The 14,609-nt window shown below is 37.5% G+C and carries 17 protein-coding genes and 1 pseudogene; 7 read left to right on the top strand and 11 right to left on the bottom strand.

The window, feature by feature from the left end; all coding sequences use genetic code 11:
• Window positions 1-14: 14 nt before the first annotated feature.
• From WG932_RS09855 to WG932_RS09825, 7 genes and pseudogenes are all read left to right on the top strand, one after another.
• Window positions 15-1,695, top strand: a pseudogene (locus WG932_RS09855) (FAD-dependent oxidoreductase).
• 122 nt (window positions 1,696-1,817) lie between these two features.
• Window positions 1,818-2,774 carry a sulfatase-like hydrolase/transferase gene (locus tag WG932_RS09850; RefSeq protein ID WP_483087800.1) on the top strand — a complete coding sequence of 319 codons (957 nt, stop codon included), beginning with the start codon at window positions 1,818-1,820 and terminating at the stop codon, window positions 2,772-2,774.
• Window positions 2,735-3,595, top strand: a complete 861-nt coding sequence (locus WG932_RS09845) for a hypothetical protein (protein WP_483087799.1) — start codon at window positions 2,735-2,737, stop codon at window positions 3,593-3,595. Before WG932_RS09850 ends, WG932_RS09845 begins: the two co-directional genes overlap by 40 nt.
• Window positions 3,596-3,603: 8 nt before the next feature.
• On the top strand, window positions 3,604-4,920 hold the full coding sequence (locus WG932_RS09840; RefSeq protein WP_483087798.1) for an FAD-dependent oxidoreductase: 1,317 nt from the start codon (window positions 3,604-3,606) through the stop codon (window positions 4,918-4,920).
• A complete protein-coding gene (locus tag WG932_RS09835; RefSeq protein WP_483087797.1) occupies window positions 4,914-5,627 on the top strand; it encodes an FAD-dependent oxidoreductase in 714 nt (237 codons plus the stop codon). Before WG932_RS09840 ends, WG932_RS09835 begins: the two co-directional genes overlap by 7 nt.
• Window positions 5,628-6,116: 489 nt before the next feature.
• On the top strand, window positions 6,117-6,923 hold the full coding sequence (locus WG932_RS09830) for an alpha/beta fold hydrolase (protein WP_149393648.1): 807 nt from the start codon (window positions 6,117-6,119) through the stop codon (window positions 6,921-6,923).
• Window positions 6,920-8,050, top strand: coding sequence for a sensor histidine kinase (locus tag WG932_RS09825; RefSeq protein ID WP_014022997.1), 1,131 nt, complete (start codon window positions 6,920-6,922; stop codon window positions 8,048-8,050). The genes WG932_RS09830 and WG932_RS09825 overlap by 4 nt, the downstream gene beginning before the upstream one ends.
• A 92-nt stretch (window positions 8,051-8,142) precedes the next feature.
• Here WG932_RS09825 and WG932_RS09820 read toward each other — a convergent pair whose 3' ends face one another.
• The 11 genes from WG932_RS09820 to WG932_RS09770 form a co-directional block, all read right to left on the bottom strand.
• A complete protein-coding gene (locus WG932_RS09820; RefSeq protein WP_014022996.1) occupies window positions 8,143-8,469 on the bottom strand; it encodes a DMT family transporter in 327 nt (108 codons plus the stop codon).
• A gap of 68 nt (window positions 8,470-8,537) precedes the next feature.
• Entirely contained in the window at window positions 8,538-8,909 is a 372-nt protein-coding gene (locus WG932_RS09815) for a PH domain-containing protein (protein WP_483087796.1), read from the bottom strand.
• 59 nt (window positions 8,910-8,968) lie between these two features.
• On the bottom strand, window positions 8,969-9,133 hold the full coding sequence (locus WG932_RS09810; protein WP_483087795.1) for a hypothetical protein: 165 nt from the start codon (window positions 9,131-9,133) through the stop codon (window positions 8,969-8,971).
• Complete coding sequence (locus WG932_RS09805) at window positions 9,130-9,546, bottom strand: alpha-ketoglutarate-dependent dioxygenase AlkB family protein (protein WP_483087794.1); 417 nt, start codon at window positions 9,544-9,546, stop codon at window positions 9,130-9,132. The genes WG932_RS09810 and WG932_RS09805 overlap by 4 nt, the downstream gene beginning before the upstream one ends.
• A gap of 165 nt (window positions 9,547-9,711) precedes the next feature.
• The gene (locus WG932_RS09800) at window positions 9,712-10,101 is read right to left on the bottom strand and encodes a Rossmann-fold NAD(P)-binding domain-containing protein (RefSeq protein WP_483087793.1); all 390 of its coding nucleotides are present in this window, start codon (window positions 10,099-10,101) and stop codon (window positions 9,712-9,714) included.
• Complete coding sequence (locus WG932_RS09795; protein ID WP_483087792.1) at window positions 10,098-10,340, bottom strand: hypothetical protein; 243 nt, start codon at window positions 10,338-10,340, stop codon at window positions 10,098-10,100. The genes WG932_RS09800 and WG932_RS09795 overlap by 4 nt, the downstream gene beginning before the upstream one ends.
• A 391-nt stretch (window positions 10,341-10,731) precedes the next feature.
• The gene (locus WG932_RS09790) at window positions 10,732-11,709 is read right to left on the bottom strand and encodes a glutamate synthase-related protein (protein WP_483087791.1); all 978 of its coding nucleotides are present in this window, start codon (window positions 11,707-11,709) and stop codon (window positions 10,732-10,734) included.
• On the bottom strand, window positions 11,688-11,963 hold the full coding sequence (locus tag WG932_RS09785) for a hypothetical protein (RefSeq protein ID WP_483087790.1): 276 nt from the start codon (window positions 11,961-11,963) through the stop codon (window positions 11,688-11,690). The genes WG932_RS09790 and WG932_RS09785 overlap by 22 nt, the downstream gene beginning before the upstream one ends.
• A 757-nt stretch (window positions 11,964-12,720) precedes the next feature.
• Window positions 12,721-13,212, bottom strand: coding sequence for a SusC/RagA family TonB-linked outer membrane protein (locus tag WG932_RS09780; protein ID WP_014022991.1), 492 nt, complete (start codon window positions 13,210-13,212; stop codon window positions 12,721-12,723).
• A gap of 234 nt (window positions 13,213-13,446) precedes the next feature.
• A complete protein-coding gene (locus WG932_RS09775) occupies window positions 13,447-13,674 on the bottom strand; it encodes a hypothetical protein (protein ID WP_483087789.1) in 228 nt (75 codons plus the stop codon).
• The gene (locus WG932_RS09770; protein WP_483087788.1) at window positions 13,655-14,170 is read right to left on the bottom strand and encodes an RNA polymerase sigma factor; all 516 of its coding nucleotides are present in this window, start codon (window positions 14,168-14,170) and stop codon (window positions 13,655-13,657) included. Before WG932_RS09770 ends, WG932_RS09775 begins: the two co-directional genes overlap by 20 nt.
• Window positions 14,171-14,609: the final 439 nt, after the last annotated feature.

The raw sequence follows: 14,609 nt of genomic DNA, 5'->3' as shown, positions 1-14,609 counted from the left end.
AACTAATTAAAATTATGAGAAAAACAGGTATTATCAAGTCTGTCTTTTTAAGCCTCTCACTTGTTTGGGTGTTTATGGCTTGCGGCCCGGCTGCTGAACAGGAAGAAATTACGGATGTAATCGTCTATGGAGGGACTTCCGGTGCGGTAACTGCAGCCATTCAAGCAAAAAAAATGGGGAAATCAGTAATTATGGTTTCCCCTGACAAGCATTTAGGAGGCTTAACTTCCGGGGGATTGGGTTGGACAGATACCGGAAAAAAGAAGTGATTGGTGGTTTGTCGCGTGAATTTTACCAACGCGTATATGATAAGTATGCTGAGGATGATGCATGGCAATGGGAGGCACAAAGTGACTTCGGAAACAAAGGTCAAGGAACCCCGGCCATCGATGGTAAATTCAGAACCATGTGGATTTTTGAGCCGCATGTGGCAGAAGAAGTCTACGATGAATGGGTTGAGGAATTAGGTATAGAAGTTCTTCGAGATGAATGGCTGGACAGGAGTCAGGCGTAACGGTAGAAAATGACAGAATTACAGCCATCCGTACTTTAAGCGGGAAAGAGTTTAAAGGAAAAATGTTTATTGATGCAACCTACGAAGGAGATTTAATGGCCGCTGCAGGTGTAAGTTACCATGTGGGAAGAGAAGCCAGCGATGTATATGGTGAAGAATGGAATGGAGTGCAAACAGGGGTTTATCATCACCGACATCACTTTCAAGTTTTGGGTCAACCCATCGATCCTTACGTGGTTCCAGGGGATCCTTCATCTGGCTTACTGCCAAGAATTAGTGGTGAAGATCCCGGTGTGAAAGGTGAAGGAGATAATAAAGTTCAGGCTTACTGCTTTAGGACTTGTATGTCTGTACATCCTGACAACCAAGTTCCATTCCCAAAGCCGGACAATTATGATCCAAGCGAATATGAGTTGCTTGGACGGATTTTCGATGCCGGATGGGATGAGTGGTTTGGTAAATTTGACATGATCCCAAATAAGAAAACAGATACCAATAATCACGGGCCCTTTAGTTCTGATAATATCGGGATGAATTACGATTATCCTGAGGCCAGTTACGAACGCAGGAGAGAGATCATAAAAGAACATGAAGATTACCAAAAAGGATTGTTATATTATGTAGCCAATGATCCAAGAGTTCCAAAAGCAACTCAAGATGAATTTAAAAGATGGGGTTTAGCTAAAGACGAATTCACAGACAATGGCAACTGGCCTCATCAAATTTATGTAAGAGAAGCTCGAAGAATGGTTGGAAAGTATGTAATGACTGAAAACGAATTGATGCAGAAAAGACCCACTCCTGAATCAGTAGGTATGGGATCATACAGTATCGATTCGCACAATATCCAACGATATGTTGATGAAAATGGTCATGTTCAAAATGAAGGTGATATCGGTGTACACCTTAAGCAGCCCTACGAAATTGCTTATGGATCGTTAGTGCCTAAAGAAGATGAAATTCAAAACCTAGTAGTACCTGTAGCTGTCTCCGCAAGTCATATAGCATTTGGATCCATTCGAATGGAACCTGTATTTATGATATTGGGTCAATCTGCTGCCACAGCAGCTGTAATGTCTATAGATAAAGAAATAAGTGTTCAAGAGCTTCCTTATTCTGAATTGAAAACAAAATTATTGGAAGATGGTCAGGTTTTGACCATTGCCGATAAAATTCAATAAGATTTGAACTAACATAGAAAATTAATTCAATCTAAGTGAAAAATTTAAAGCTATGACAAGTAGTTTTTAAGTAGGATTTGGTTTACCACCTACAGTGTAATTAAATTTTAATTGTTATAAATATGGGGTTATCCGTAAAATTTACCGGGAAGATCTTTGTGTTTTTATGTTGTATGAGTGCTTTTTACGCATGCCATTCTGAAGACAAGGGAATAGTCAAGCCAAACATACTGATCATTCTTACGGATGATCAAGGATGGGGAGATTTAAGTTTTACGGGTAACCCTAATTTACAAACACCAAATATAGACAAGCTGGGTGAAGTAGGAATCAGTTTTGATCGTTTTTATGTTTCACCTGTATGCTCTCCAACTCGCGCAGAAATGCTAACCGGCAGGTACCATTTGCGTGGCGGAGTAAGCGGTACTTCAGCAGGCCAAGAAAGGCTGGATCTTGATGAAACAACCTTTGCTGAAATTCTTCAATCGGAAGGGTATGTAACAGGTGCCTTTGGAAAATGGCACAATGGTATGCAACACCCTTATCATCCCAATGCGAGAGGTTTTGATGAATTTTATGGCTTTTGTAGCGGGCATTGGGGCAATTATTTTAGCCCTCCATTAGAACACAATGGAAAACCCGTGCAAGGGCAGGGGTTCCTTGCAGATGACCTTACTTCCAAGGCTATAGGGTTTATTGAAGAGAATAAAGAAAAACCATTTTTGGTTTACTTGCCACTTAATACTCCTCACTCACCCATGCAAGTTCCTGACCGTTGGTATGATCCTTTTTCTAACAAAATGCTTGATAGCCTTGTCAATGGAGAAGATCCGGATTTTACAAAGGCAGCTTTGGCAATGTGTGAAAATATCGATTGGAATGTGGGGAGGGTGATGGAACAGTTAAAAAAGCTAAAGCTTGAGGAAAACACCCTTGTAATTTATTTCAGTGACAATGGTCCCAATAGTTTTAGATGGAATGGAGGAATGAAAGGAAGAAAAGGTTCTACAGATGAAGGAGGAGTAAGAAGCCCTTTTTTATGCAATGGAAAGGAACAATTCCTGAAGGAAAACTTATAAAGGAAATTGCCGGCGCAATTGATCTTTTTCCAACCTTGATGGATTTATTGGGGATTTCTTACAATCCTGATAAGTCGTTTGACGGGAAAAGTTTAAAACCATTAATATTCAATGAAAATGCGACATGGGAGGATAGAATCATTTATCGTCATTGGAATAATCGAACAAGTTTAAGGACCCAGGATTTTCTACTAGATCACGAAGGGAACTTGTTTGATATGAACAAGGATCCATATCAACAATATCCGATACAAGATAGTAAGCCGGAATTAACAGCCAAACTTAGCTCAGCAAAAGATACTTGGGAAAATGAAATGGCCAATGAATTAGAAAATGACCTTAAAGCGCGTTCATTTACCATAGGTGCACCCGGAGCTAAGTACACTCAAATGCCTGCCAGAGATGGAGATGCACATGGAGGAGTCCAGAGATCTAACCGCTTTCCTAATGACTCATTTTTTGAGAATTGGCAAAGTTTGGAAGACAGCATTACTTGGAACGTAGAAGTGATAGAGCCTGGGAAATATGAGGTCGAACTATATTATACTTGTCCACAGGAAGATATAGGCTCCACTTTTAGGCTTCAATTAGGAGAGAATTATGTTGATGGAAAAGTGGAACTGGCGCATGACCCACCTTTACAAGGTATGGAGAATGACCGAGTTAAAAGAATGGAGTCTTATGTGAAAGATTTCAAAGCCATGCAAATAGGGGAAATTTACCTAGAAAAAGGTGAAGCCACCTTATCCCTGACGGCTTTCGATATACCGGGTAGCCAAGTAATGGATTTGAGATTAATTGTATTTACAAAAACCAATTGATAAAAATAATGAGAAAATATATTAACTATTTAGGTTTACTATGCTTGGTTTTTTCAAGCATCATGAGTTCTTGTTCACCTCCCGAAAAATCGGAGGAAAAAGTTTACGATGTGGTCGTGTATGGAGCAACCTCTTCCGGAATCATTGCAGCTTACACTGCTAAAACAATGGGGAAATCCGTTTTGTTAATTGAGCCCAGCCATCATTTGGGTGGGCTGACCACCGGAGGTTTAGGTTATACAGATATTGGAAATAAATTTGCAGTAACCGGACTTTCCAGGGATTTTTATAGAAAACTTGGAGACCATTATGGGAAATTTGAGCAATGGATTTTTGAACCAAGCGTAGCCAAAGCCACTTTTCAAGATTATCTGGACCGTGCCGGTATTGCCGTTCAATATGGCTTTAGGATTCAAGATGTTGAGAATAAGGATGGGACAATTACCAAAATTTCAATTGAAAACGCAGCAAATCTTACAGAGCCTTTACGAGAGGTAGCAGGCAAGATGTTTATAGATGCCACTTATGAAGGGGATCTAATGGCCAAGGCAGGAGTAACTTATGCCATTGGCAGGGAAGCCAATGAAGTCTATGGTGAGACTTATAATGGTGTGCAGCTAATGAATGGACATCAATTTCCGGATGGGGTGGATCCCTATAAAGTACCGGGAGATCCTTCCAGTGGACTCCTTTGGGGCATAAGTGACGGTAAACTTGCAGAGGATGGTACAGGAGATGATATGATTCAAGCCTATAATTATAGGATTTGCCTGACCAATGACCCGGATAACAGAATAGAAATTACTGAACCCGAAGGTTACGATCCTTCGATGTTCGACCTTTTGGTGAGGCTTTTTGAGGCTCAGCCGGATAAGAGAACCATTAACCAGTATTTTATCTGGAGTAGAATGCCCAATAATAAAACAGATATTAATAATAGGGGAGGCTTTTCTACTGATATGATAGGGATGAATCACGAATATCCTGAAGGAAGTTATGAGAAAAGGCAAGAAATTATTGACGCCCATACTTTATATACCAAATCACTGCTATATTTTTACAAAACAGACCCAAGAGTTCCCAAAGAGCTTCAAGATTTCATTAAGGATTGGGGTTATCCAAAAGACGAATATGTTGACACGGATCACTGGTCTCCCCAACTTTATGTGCGCGAGGTGAGAAGAATGGTGGGTGAATATGTGATGACTCAAGCCAATTGTGTGGGAGAAGAGGTCGTTGAAGATGGAGTTGGGATGGCTGCTTATACCATGGATTCCCATAATATCCAACGTGTAGTTGTGGAGAAGGATGAAAAAAAATGGTGAAAAATGAAGGCAATGTGGAAATAGGTGGTTTTGGCCCATATCCAATTGCTTACAGGTCTATTATACCTAAAGCCAATGAGGCAAAAAACTTGCTTGTACCAGTTGCCCTTTCTGCCAGTCATATTGCCTATGGTTCTATTCGAATGGAACCGGTGTTTATGGTATTGGGGCAGTCTGCTGCAGTTGCGGCAAGTCTGGCATTGGATGAAGGGCTAACAGTTCAGGACTTGTCCATCCAAAAATTACAGGAAGAGCTTAAGTCTAACCCTTTGGCAGATGGAAGTACAGCTGAGATTCTAGTAGACAACGATGATGAGGTTGTAGTTGTTACTGGAGATTGGGAAATTCAAAATAGACATGGATATGGTCCTACACTTTTGAAGAACGCAGGCAATGGCAACTCCATTAGTACAGTCCGTTTTAGTCCAAAAGTGGTAGAAAATGGTAAGTATGACATTTATGTCTATTTCTCAGGAACAGAGGATGCAACAAGTCAGACGAAAATTATTGTTTCTGACGGGAAAGCAGAAAATGAAGTTCTTGTAAAAGAATCGGACATTAGAGTTGAAGGCCAAACAAGAGGGGAGTGGGTAAATGTAGGTACTCATACCTTGGAAGTAGGTACTAATCCCTTTGTTACTGTAAGTACAGAAGGTGCCGATGGTACAGTTGTAGCTGATGCAGTACTATGGGTGCCTGAAAAATAATATTTTCACTGCTTTCTAAAAATTAAATTTATTTGACCAGTTTCACAAAGGTAAAACTTTATGAAACTGGTTTTTTTGTTTCTATTTGCAGTGTAGGGATCAGAGCTGTACCTATGACCGGTATTACTAATACTGAGGTGTTTTCCATTTGTTAAAATTAATTTGTGAATTATTTAGGACTAAATGCATCTCCAACAGGAATGGAAATAAGTTTCAATAGCTGGTATGGGAATCGAAAAATGGTTTGATTTTTGCTAACAAACTTCTTGATTTATCACCATAAATTTTTGTGAAGTTTCAGAATTGTAATCTGGAAGTGTTTTGAGTAAATGTTTCATTTTAGACACTTTTTAAAAAACACACAATGGGAAACCTCACTTGTATCTTTTTAACCGAACAATTAATAAATCTGTTTGAACAAAAATCACCTAGTAAAATTCATCCTTAATCAGCTGTTAATGAATAGATATCATTGATGCTATAACGACTATGAGTATAGATAAAATAGTAAAAAACAACGTAAAAATAATTGGTAACGGTAAGCAACCTATGGTCTTTGGCCATGGGTATGGCTGTGATCAGAATATGTGGCGATTTATCACCCCTGCTTTCGAGATGGATTACCAGGTTATTTTATTTGATCTTGTAGGCTCTGGTAATTCAGATCAAAGCGCTTATGATTTTGAAAAATACAGTTCACTTACAGGGTATGCTCAGGATCTGATTGAAATGATTGTTGAACTTAATCTTTCAAGGGTGATATTTGTTGGTCATTCTGTAAATTGTATTATCGGAATACTGGCTGCTACCGAAAGACCTGATCTTTTTGATAAATTGGTTTTGATAGGGCCCTCACCCTGCTACACCAATGGCGATGATTATTTTGGAGGTTTTACCAAAGCGGATATTGATGAATTAATTGAAACTTTGGATAGTAATTATTTAGGTTGGTCTAGTTTTATTACGCCAATAATTATAGGCAATCCTGAGTTGCCTGAATATGCCGAAGAATTAAAGAATAGTTTCTGCTCGATGAATCCTAATATAGCCAAGCATTTTGCCAAGGTAACTTTTATGGGAGACAATAGAGCGGATTTAGAAAATGTGTCTATTCCCACTTTAATTCTTCAAAGCCATCCCGATGTTATTGCCCCAGTTAGGGTAGGGGAATTTGTAAATCAACAAATTAAAGAAAGTAAATATGTACTATTGAACTCTTCAGGGCATTGTCCTCACCTGACTGCTCCTGATCAAGTTGTTTCAAGTATTGAATCTTATTTAGCCAACAGAAATTGATAGAACAAGGATTTACAGAAGATTCTGAAGACCTTTACCAAAATGCCCCTTTTGGTTATATGACCACTGGTGCGGACGGAAAAATTGTCAACATAAATAGTACATTGCTAAAGTGGCTGGGATATGAAAGAAATGAAATTGTACTTCAAAAGTCTTTTCAGGATTTGTTGGGTATGGGAGAGAAAATTTACTTCGAAACACATATAATGCCCCTGCTTCATATTCATCAAGAAATTTCTGAAATCAATATTGAACTTAAGGGGAAAGATTCAAGGCGATTGCCCACCTTATTAAATGGTATGCAAATTTTTAAAAGCTCCAATGCGTCGCCTTTTTTTAGATTTTCAGTATTGAACATAACCCAAAGAAAGCAATACGAGGTAGAGCTGATAAAGGCAAGAAAACAAGCGGAACAAACTGTCGAAAGGCTTAGACAGGTAAATGAAGGGCTGGAACATTTCGCCTATACTGCTTCGCATGATTTGCAAGCTCCTTTAAATACGATTTCTAGTTTGGTGGGATTATTAGAAAAAGAAGGACATCTGCCCCCTGATACCGACGGTAAGATGTATTACTCCCTTATTTTAGAAAATACCCAAAGGATGAAACTTATGATCAAAGATTTGCTCGATTATTCCAAAATTGATGGAAACGAGAATGAATTTGAAGAGGTTTCATTGAATGAGGTCTGTAGTTTAGCCCTTGAAATGATTGAAGTTCAGGCGAAAGAAAACAATGCTACCTTCAATATACCAGTTTTGCCAGTAATAGTGGCTGATAAAATCCAGATGATTCGACTTTTTCAAAATCTATTTAGTAATGCTATAAAATACCGTTCTGAAGCAGATCCGGTAATCTCTGTTGATTTTGAAGAAAAAGGAGATAAAATCACTGTTTTTGTCAATGACAATGGAATAGGTTTTAAACAGAAATCAACCGACGAAATTTTTGGTTTTATGAAAAGGTTGAACCCGCATGGCCGCGTACCCGGAACAGGTATAGGACTTGCCTCTTGCAAGAGAATTCTTGAAATTCATGGCGGAACCATCAGTGCAAATTCAATACCTGGAAATGGAAGTACTTTCTTTTTCACTCTCCCTATAGAGGGGGAAAAACCAGAATATTAAAGCCGGTTTAGTTTTAAATTATTGGATGGCCCTTACTTATAAAGTCGGAAGCTTATCCCAATCGGCAAAGAGCTTAAATCTTCAATTAATGTTTAATGCGAAACAGCCTTCAAACCAATTATGGAGCCTATCAGCATGAAAATGAAAAACAATCGCCAGAAATGAGCCGGTTCTTTAAAGAAAAATATCCCAACCAAAACCGTCCCAACAGCCCCAATACCTGTCCAAACTGCATAAGCTGTTCCGATCGGTAAACTTTGTGTAGCGCGGATCAATAACGCCATACTTATGGTTAAACAAAGTAAAAAGGCACCATACCAGCCATACATTTCCTTACCAGAAGAGGCCTTTGCCATACTCAAACAGGAAGCAAAAGCAACCTCAAATAGACCTGCAATGATTAAAAGGATCCAATTCATTCGATTTTTATAATGGGTATTTGTTAATTATTTTTTCTAGAAATTAATGTTAATTTGATCATTTTGCTTTAGCAACCTTGCGAGAAATTCTTTTTGTCTTTGGGAGAGACAAGTACACTATCGTACTTATTATAATGTATTTCCAATCGATCCATGGACGCAGCTGCTGAACTTATGGGATTATTGGTTTCAGAGATTTTAATAATTTCCTTAATTGGAATTTTTTTATGTGTACCAAAACACCCATAAATATGCAGGTCGCTTGTATCAATACCATATTTTATGGAAGTAAATAGATAGCCTAAGAAGATGCTGGTCAAAAGCATAACACCTAAACCCAACCAAATTTCGTCAAGATACATTTTATAAGAAATTCCGAGAAATAAAAGACCAATGGGGATGACCAATTCAAGACCTATTTTTGAGGGGAAAATCTTCATGTTTGGCTTATTGATTTTGATTAATCGGGCTTTATTTTACTATTGTTCTAAAAGTCAGGTTAATTCTTGGATTTATAATTTTTTTGAAGGGGTAAGCGATGAAGCCAATTTGTTTGGGTATTCTCCTTCATTAATAACAAGCTTCCATTTTCTAAAATTAACTCTTTTTTAATTTTAGTCTCCTTGTGCTTAAAAGAAAACTTCCTTTCTTCTCCAAAGCTCAATGAAGCAATTGTTCCATTTTTTTCAAGTCATTTTCTCCATCACTGTGCCAGGCCATTCCTTCATTGCCATTGTGGTAAAGGTTTAGAAGACAGGAATTGAAAGTTTCTCCCGTAATCTTTTCTATGGTACCTTTTAATTCAAGTAAGGCTGGTGTCCATGGCAATGCTAATTTTGTGGTTTTAGAATAGGTGTATTCAAAGGCTTCCGACCCATACCAGGCCACTTTCCTTTTAGTGATGATTTTTTTACCAAAAATAATCGCTTCATCGTTTTTCCATTCAATGGTTTGCATCAAAATAGACATAAAATTATTAGCCTGCTCGTGTCCGAAAATTTTCCCATAATAATTTACTATTCCATCAAACGGAAGTAGGTTCTTTTCAGGATCAATATCTCTTTCAAATAATTCCATTGCATAGTTTACGGTGGGACTTATTTGTAGGTTCAAATTATTGTAACCGTCAAAATTAAGCTGTATATAAAATTTTGAGATAATGCCAAAAGGTAAAAATTTAACTTTGGAAGTTATTGCTTAAAAACTCCATTTTGTAGATTTGATCAGTTGAGGTAGACTTGGCTATTGGTTTTTAACTTGCTTATAATCAGTTTCAATAATATAATTTATACCCAATTCATAGGGTGTGGGCGTAAAATCAAAAGCTTTTTCAAATTTACTGCTGTCAAATACATAATCTCTGTCATATTGATAAAGCATTTCTACAGATTCACGCATTATGGGGTTAAATATCCCCATAATCTTGATGAGGAATTTTGGTGCCAGTTGGATTTTTGGTTTAGTGCCTAATCCTTTTGCAATATGTTCTACCCACTGTTTGCCTGTATAAGGAGCTGAGGCAGTTGGTAAATGCCAAACCTCTCCATAGGCCGCTTCTGTGTTGCCTAGTAATGCTGTGGCGACAGCTGCATCAATAGTATAAGTGAAGGAGTGCAAAAAACGATCACTCACCAGCCAATTTGCTTTTTTCCACGACTTAGGGGATTGAAAACAGTTTCAGTAAGAAGACTATTATTGGATATTGAAGGACCATAGAAATCAGCCGATCTGGCTATAAGAGCCTTTAATTTTTTTGCAGCTATCGCGTCTAGAATCATTTTTGCAATTTCCGCCCTGATGACCCCTTTCTTGCTTGATGGGTTTACCTGCGTTTCCTCGGTCATTCCATTGAGAAAATTGGGGTCGTACATATAGACGTTGTCAAAAAACACCAGCTTACAGTTATTCTCTGAGCAAATATTTATAAGGTCTTTAACAAAAGGTATCCATTTATTAGCCCATTGTTGATGACTGTAGGTAAACCCTACTGTAACGTATACAATGGAAGATCCATGAATTGCTTTTTTAAGGTATTGCTGTCTAAGACGTCTGCAGAAAATATTTCATCTGTATCATTTTTTTTTCGGATTTCTGCTGACAAGTCTTATTTGTTGAGTGTAAGCTAGCAAAGCTTTAGCTAATTCTGTACCTATGGCACCACCTGAACCTATGATTGTTTGCATAATAAGGATTTAATTTGATCATCAATTACTAACTATTTTCTGTCTAATTCAAATAAAAAGCAACTGTGAAAATCGCTTATTATTTCTCAATCATTTTCTCTTTTACCCCATTGTTCCTATTTTTTAAATAGGCACCTTCAGGTATATCCGGATATATTTCATTGTATTTTAAAACCTGATTCATTCCGATTCTCCGGTTGATATGCTCTCTATTGAGTTTTTCAGTTTTGCGTATTCCGGATGCTGCAATTAATTCAATGAAACTTTTTACCGTCTCTTCGTGAAAATTGGCCACTCTTTGGGCTTTGTCCTTTACTACCAAACCCTTCATTAAGCTTTTGTCCTGAGTGGCCACTCCGGTTGGGCAGGTATTGATATTGCATTCCAAGGCTTGGATACAGCCGGTAGCAATCATCATGGCTCGGGCACTATTGACCATATCTGCTCCTAAGGCTACTGACCTAGCAATATCAAAACCACTTAACACTTTCCCTGAAGCTATTACTCTAATGTCTTTCTTTAATCCATAGCCCCTGAGGGTATCTATTGCAAAGGAAAGCCCATCCTTTAAAGGCATACCCAAGGAATTTGAAAACTCAATAGGAGCGGCGCCGGTCCCACCTTCACCACCATCAATGGTAATAAAATCCGGTTTGATGCCCAAATTCACCATGGCCTCACATAACCCTATAAATTCGCTTTTTTTACCAATACAAATTTTAAACCCAACGGGTTTTCCTCCGGATAGATCCCTCAATTTTTGGATGAAGTGCATCAATCCTTCAGCATCTTCAAAAGCAGTATGTTTGGGTGGAGAATGTACATCGGTGTGTGGTTTTACATGCCTGATGGCAGCAATTTCTTCCGTATTTTTGGCAGCTGGAAGAATGCCTCCATGTCCAGGTTTGGCCCCTTGAGAAATTTTTATCTCTATCATTTTGACATTATCAAGGGTAGCATTTTTTTGAAATTTTTCTTCACTAAAATTCCCAGCTTCAGTCCTGCAGCCAAAATACCCGGTTCCAATTTGCCAAATTAAATCGCCACCGGGTTCCAAGTGATAGGGGCTAATTCCTCCTTCTCCGGTATTATGCGCGAAGCCCCAATTTTTGCTCCGGTATTCATCGCCAAAACAGCGTTTTTGCTTAAGGAACCAAAACTCATCGCAGAAATATTCAGAATACTTGCTGAGTAAGGTTTTAAACAAGCTTCTCCTCCTACTAAAACCCTGGATTCATGATGCACATCTGCATGGTTATTGGCATAAATGGAATGATCCATCCATTCATATCCGGTGGCATACACATCCATTTGGGTGCCAAAAGGGGTGGTGTCATTGACCTTTTTGCTCTCTGGTAAATCAGTGACCTGTATATTCGGTTGATAGGCCTTCCTTCTGTATCTGTTTCCACAAAGTACTGCATGATTTCAGGTCGAATATCCTCCAAAGGTACCGGAAATTTCCAATAACCGGAAAATTTCTCCTGATGGTATGTTTGGTTTGTAAGATGTCAACCAATCCAATTGCCATTATGGGTACAACTATCCATAAAATCCATAGAATTGAGGGCATGAAGAAATAGATTGCCGGAATACATAAGAGGGCAACTATTGAGGAGGCGATAAAAATTTGCTTTGGCTTCATTATACTTTTACTTCAAAATTTATAGGTACTTATGATGGGTGTTTTCACAAGCCATTTAGCTGACAACGAAACTATTTCTCTTCAAGTTCGAATAAGAAATAATATCAGCAGGTTAATTAAGTACTTGAGATAAATCCCATACAGATTCCAAATTAGTATTTTTTTCAAGATCAATGGCGCTTTGGCTACACTTAACATCTGAAACTGACTTAGGGTAGAGAATAAAACACTATTCGTCTAAAAAAAAATTATCAATAGAACACAAAATTGAATTCTTTGTTTCAACAATTTTAAAATGATTAATGCAAAAAAATAAAGCAGACCATTACGGCCTACTTTAATGATTACAATGGAGAAATGGTGTTAAGGAAAGCCTCACTTACTAAAAGTACTCGATTTTCTGCTTTGAAACCGGTATTACTCCTACTTAGCTCCCTTTGTATTTACTATTATCGCCCCATTCGGTGAATTGTACTTTTTTATAGCATTTTCCCCTTTATAAACATCTATGGAGCCTATGTCCACAGGTTTAAGTTTTTCAAGATCTCCTTTATTTGCTATGTTTCCATCAATGATGATTAACGGTTGGTCCTCATTATTCCATCCATCTTTGGATCTTATTTTAACTTGATCCTCTTTTTTTGATTTGGTTTCAATCAAAATGACACCATTGGGCGCATTATACCTTTCTAAGGCCTTTTCATCTTTTAGGACACTAATGCTTGCTATTTTTTCTTTATCCAAAAGATCAATTATAGCATGATTGTATTTAATTCCGTCAATGTAGACATCAGGATTGTCATTTTCTTTAATTGTGACTTCAAGTTTCTTTTTGACAGCTTCATTCGTTTCCTGAGCCAAGATACTAGAAAATGGGATTAGAGCTATTCCGATTACTAATAGTATGTGTTTCATTGTTAATTGTTATAAAGGTTAAATTTTACTTATTTATTTAGAAGAATAAATGATGATCAAATCATCTTCATAAAGCACTTTTTTATTCTTTTTATTTATGCTGTTATTATCAAACATTGCCAAAGCCTTTTTTAGTAATGCCTCTTTTTCTGCCAGGCTTTTGGTTTCTGGAATCGGTTCAGGTCTAAAAAATCAGTAAAAGTAAAAGGGATGCAGCAATGGACATAAACCCAGCTACAAGCTTTCGGCTTTGGCTCTTTTTTCTTTTTTATTAATGGCTTCCAAAACTTTAGCATTTAGATCTGCTGCTGGAATTTTCTTTTTCCCATTTACATATCTTAGCCATAGTGTTTCTAATGACTTTTTATCAGTTGAATTTTTGATTAAAAATGCTTCTTCTTCAAGTGTACTGTGTCCAGCAGCATACTTTTTCATCAATTCTTTAAATATCCCCTTTTCCATAGCTGTATGTTTTTTGGAGTTCTTTCGCCACTTGTTGCCTCGCTCTGGACAAAAGAACCCTAATATGGTCCACTCTTAATTTTGTCAATTCAGCAATTTCAATAAATTCCATGCCGTCTAAATCTCTCATGATCATGACTTCCTTTTGTTGTTCAGGAAGTTCTTCCAATACCTCCGCTATATTGCGCTTAAGCTCCTGCCATTCATAAGAATCATGTTCAGGCTCCGAAGCCAGTAACTGGGTTTTTGCATCATATTGATCTTCCGGAGGTTTTTTCTTTTTAATCACGTCCAAGCAATAATTCCTTGCCGTCAAGAAAATAAATGCTGGAAGATTGGGATGGTTTTTAATTTGTCTTCGACGCTCCCATAACTTGATCATTATCTCTTGTATGGCATCCTCTGCATTGGCAGCATTACCTAACATTCGTGAGACCATCGGGTACAAGCGGTCAGACATTGAAATTACCCTTTCTTTAAATTCTTTCGTTTTCATCTTGTACTTATATGACGAATCAATGCGGGTTTCATAACAGGAAAAGGAAGGTTTTAGTGAAAACTATTTAATAGAAACCCTGGGGAAAGGTTTAAACCTAGGTATTAATGTGCATTTCCTTAAGTTTCTAATACTATTTATTTTATCATGCTCACTGGAGATAGGTTAATACTCATTTATGATTAAACCTACTTTTACATATGAAAAATTTTTTCAATTATGGGGGATTCATAAAGCCTAATAGTACGAAAAATCAATTGTGTCACAGGTATAAAATTCCAAGAAAATTATTTAATCATAAATTAACAATAAGGTAATTGTCTTATGAATAGGTTTGCATTGGTTAATATTAATCAAATAGCGAATAATATTTTTTTACTTTGTAAGTAGTGAAGGGGTAGTTAATTGTCTTAATAAGTGAAGGGCAATATATAAACCA

Source organism: Cyclobacterium sp. SOCE241, assembly GCF_056867545.1.
This window is presented reverse-complemented; position numbering and strand designations above follow the sequence as displayed.

Bases quoted from the DNA above. Each gene is read 5' to 3' on its own strand.
- WG932_RS09850 (WP_483087800.1), top strand. From the start codon at position 1,818: ATGGGGTTATCCGTAAAATTTACCGGGAAGATCTTTGTGTTTTTATGT.
- WG932_RS09845 (WP_483087799.1), top strand. From the start codon at position 2,735: ATGCAATGGAAAGGAACAATTCCTGAAGGAAAACTTATAAAGGAAATT.
- WG932_RS09840 (WP_483087798.1), top strand. From the start codon at position 3,604: ATGAGAAAATATATTAACTATTTAGGTTTACTATGCTTGGTTTTTTCA.
- WG932_RS09835 (WP_483087797.1), top strand. From the start codon at position 4,914: ATGGTGAAAAATGAAGGCAATGTGGAAATAGGTGGTTTTGGCCCATAT.
- WG932_RS09830 (WP_149393648.1), top strand. From the start codon at position 6,117: ATGAGTATAGATAAAATAGTAAAAAACAACGTAAAAATAATTGGTAAC.
- WG932_RS09820 (WP_014022996.1), bottom strand. From the start codon at position 8,469: ATGAATTGGATCCTTTTAATCATTGCAGGTCTATTTGAGGTTGCTTTT.
- WG932_RS09815 (WP_483087796.1), bottom strand. From the start codon at position 8,909: ATGAAGATTTTCCCCTCAAAAATAGGTCTTGAATTGGTCATCCCCATT.
- WG932_RS09805 (WP_483087794.1), bottom strand. From the start codon at position 9,546: ATGGAATTATTTGAAAGAGATATTGATCCTGAAAAGAACCTACTTCCG.
- WG932_RS09795 (WP_483087792.1), bottom strand. From the start codon at position 10,340: ATGTACGACCCCAATTTTCTCAATGGAATGACCGAGGAAACGCAGGTA.
- WG932_RS09785 (WP_483087790.1), bottom strand. From the start codon at position 11,963: ATGGATGTGTATGCCACCGGATATGAATGGATGGATCATTCCATTTAT.
- WG932_RS09780 (WP_014022991.1), bottom strand. From the start codon at position 13,212: ATGAAACACATACTATTAGTAATCGGAATAGCTCTAATCCCATTTTCT.
- WG932_RS09775 (WP_483087789.1), bottom strand. From the start codon at position 13,674: ATGGAAAAGGGGATATTTAAAGAATTGATGAAAAAGTATGCTGCTGGA.
- WG932_RS09770 (WP_483087788.1), bottom strand. From the start codon at position 14,170: ATGAAAACGAAAGAATTTAAAGAAAGGGTAATTTCAATGTCTGACCGC.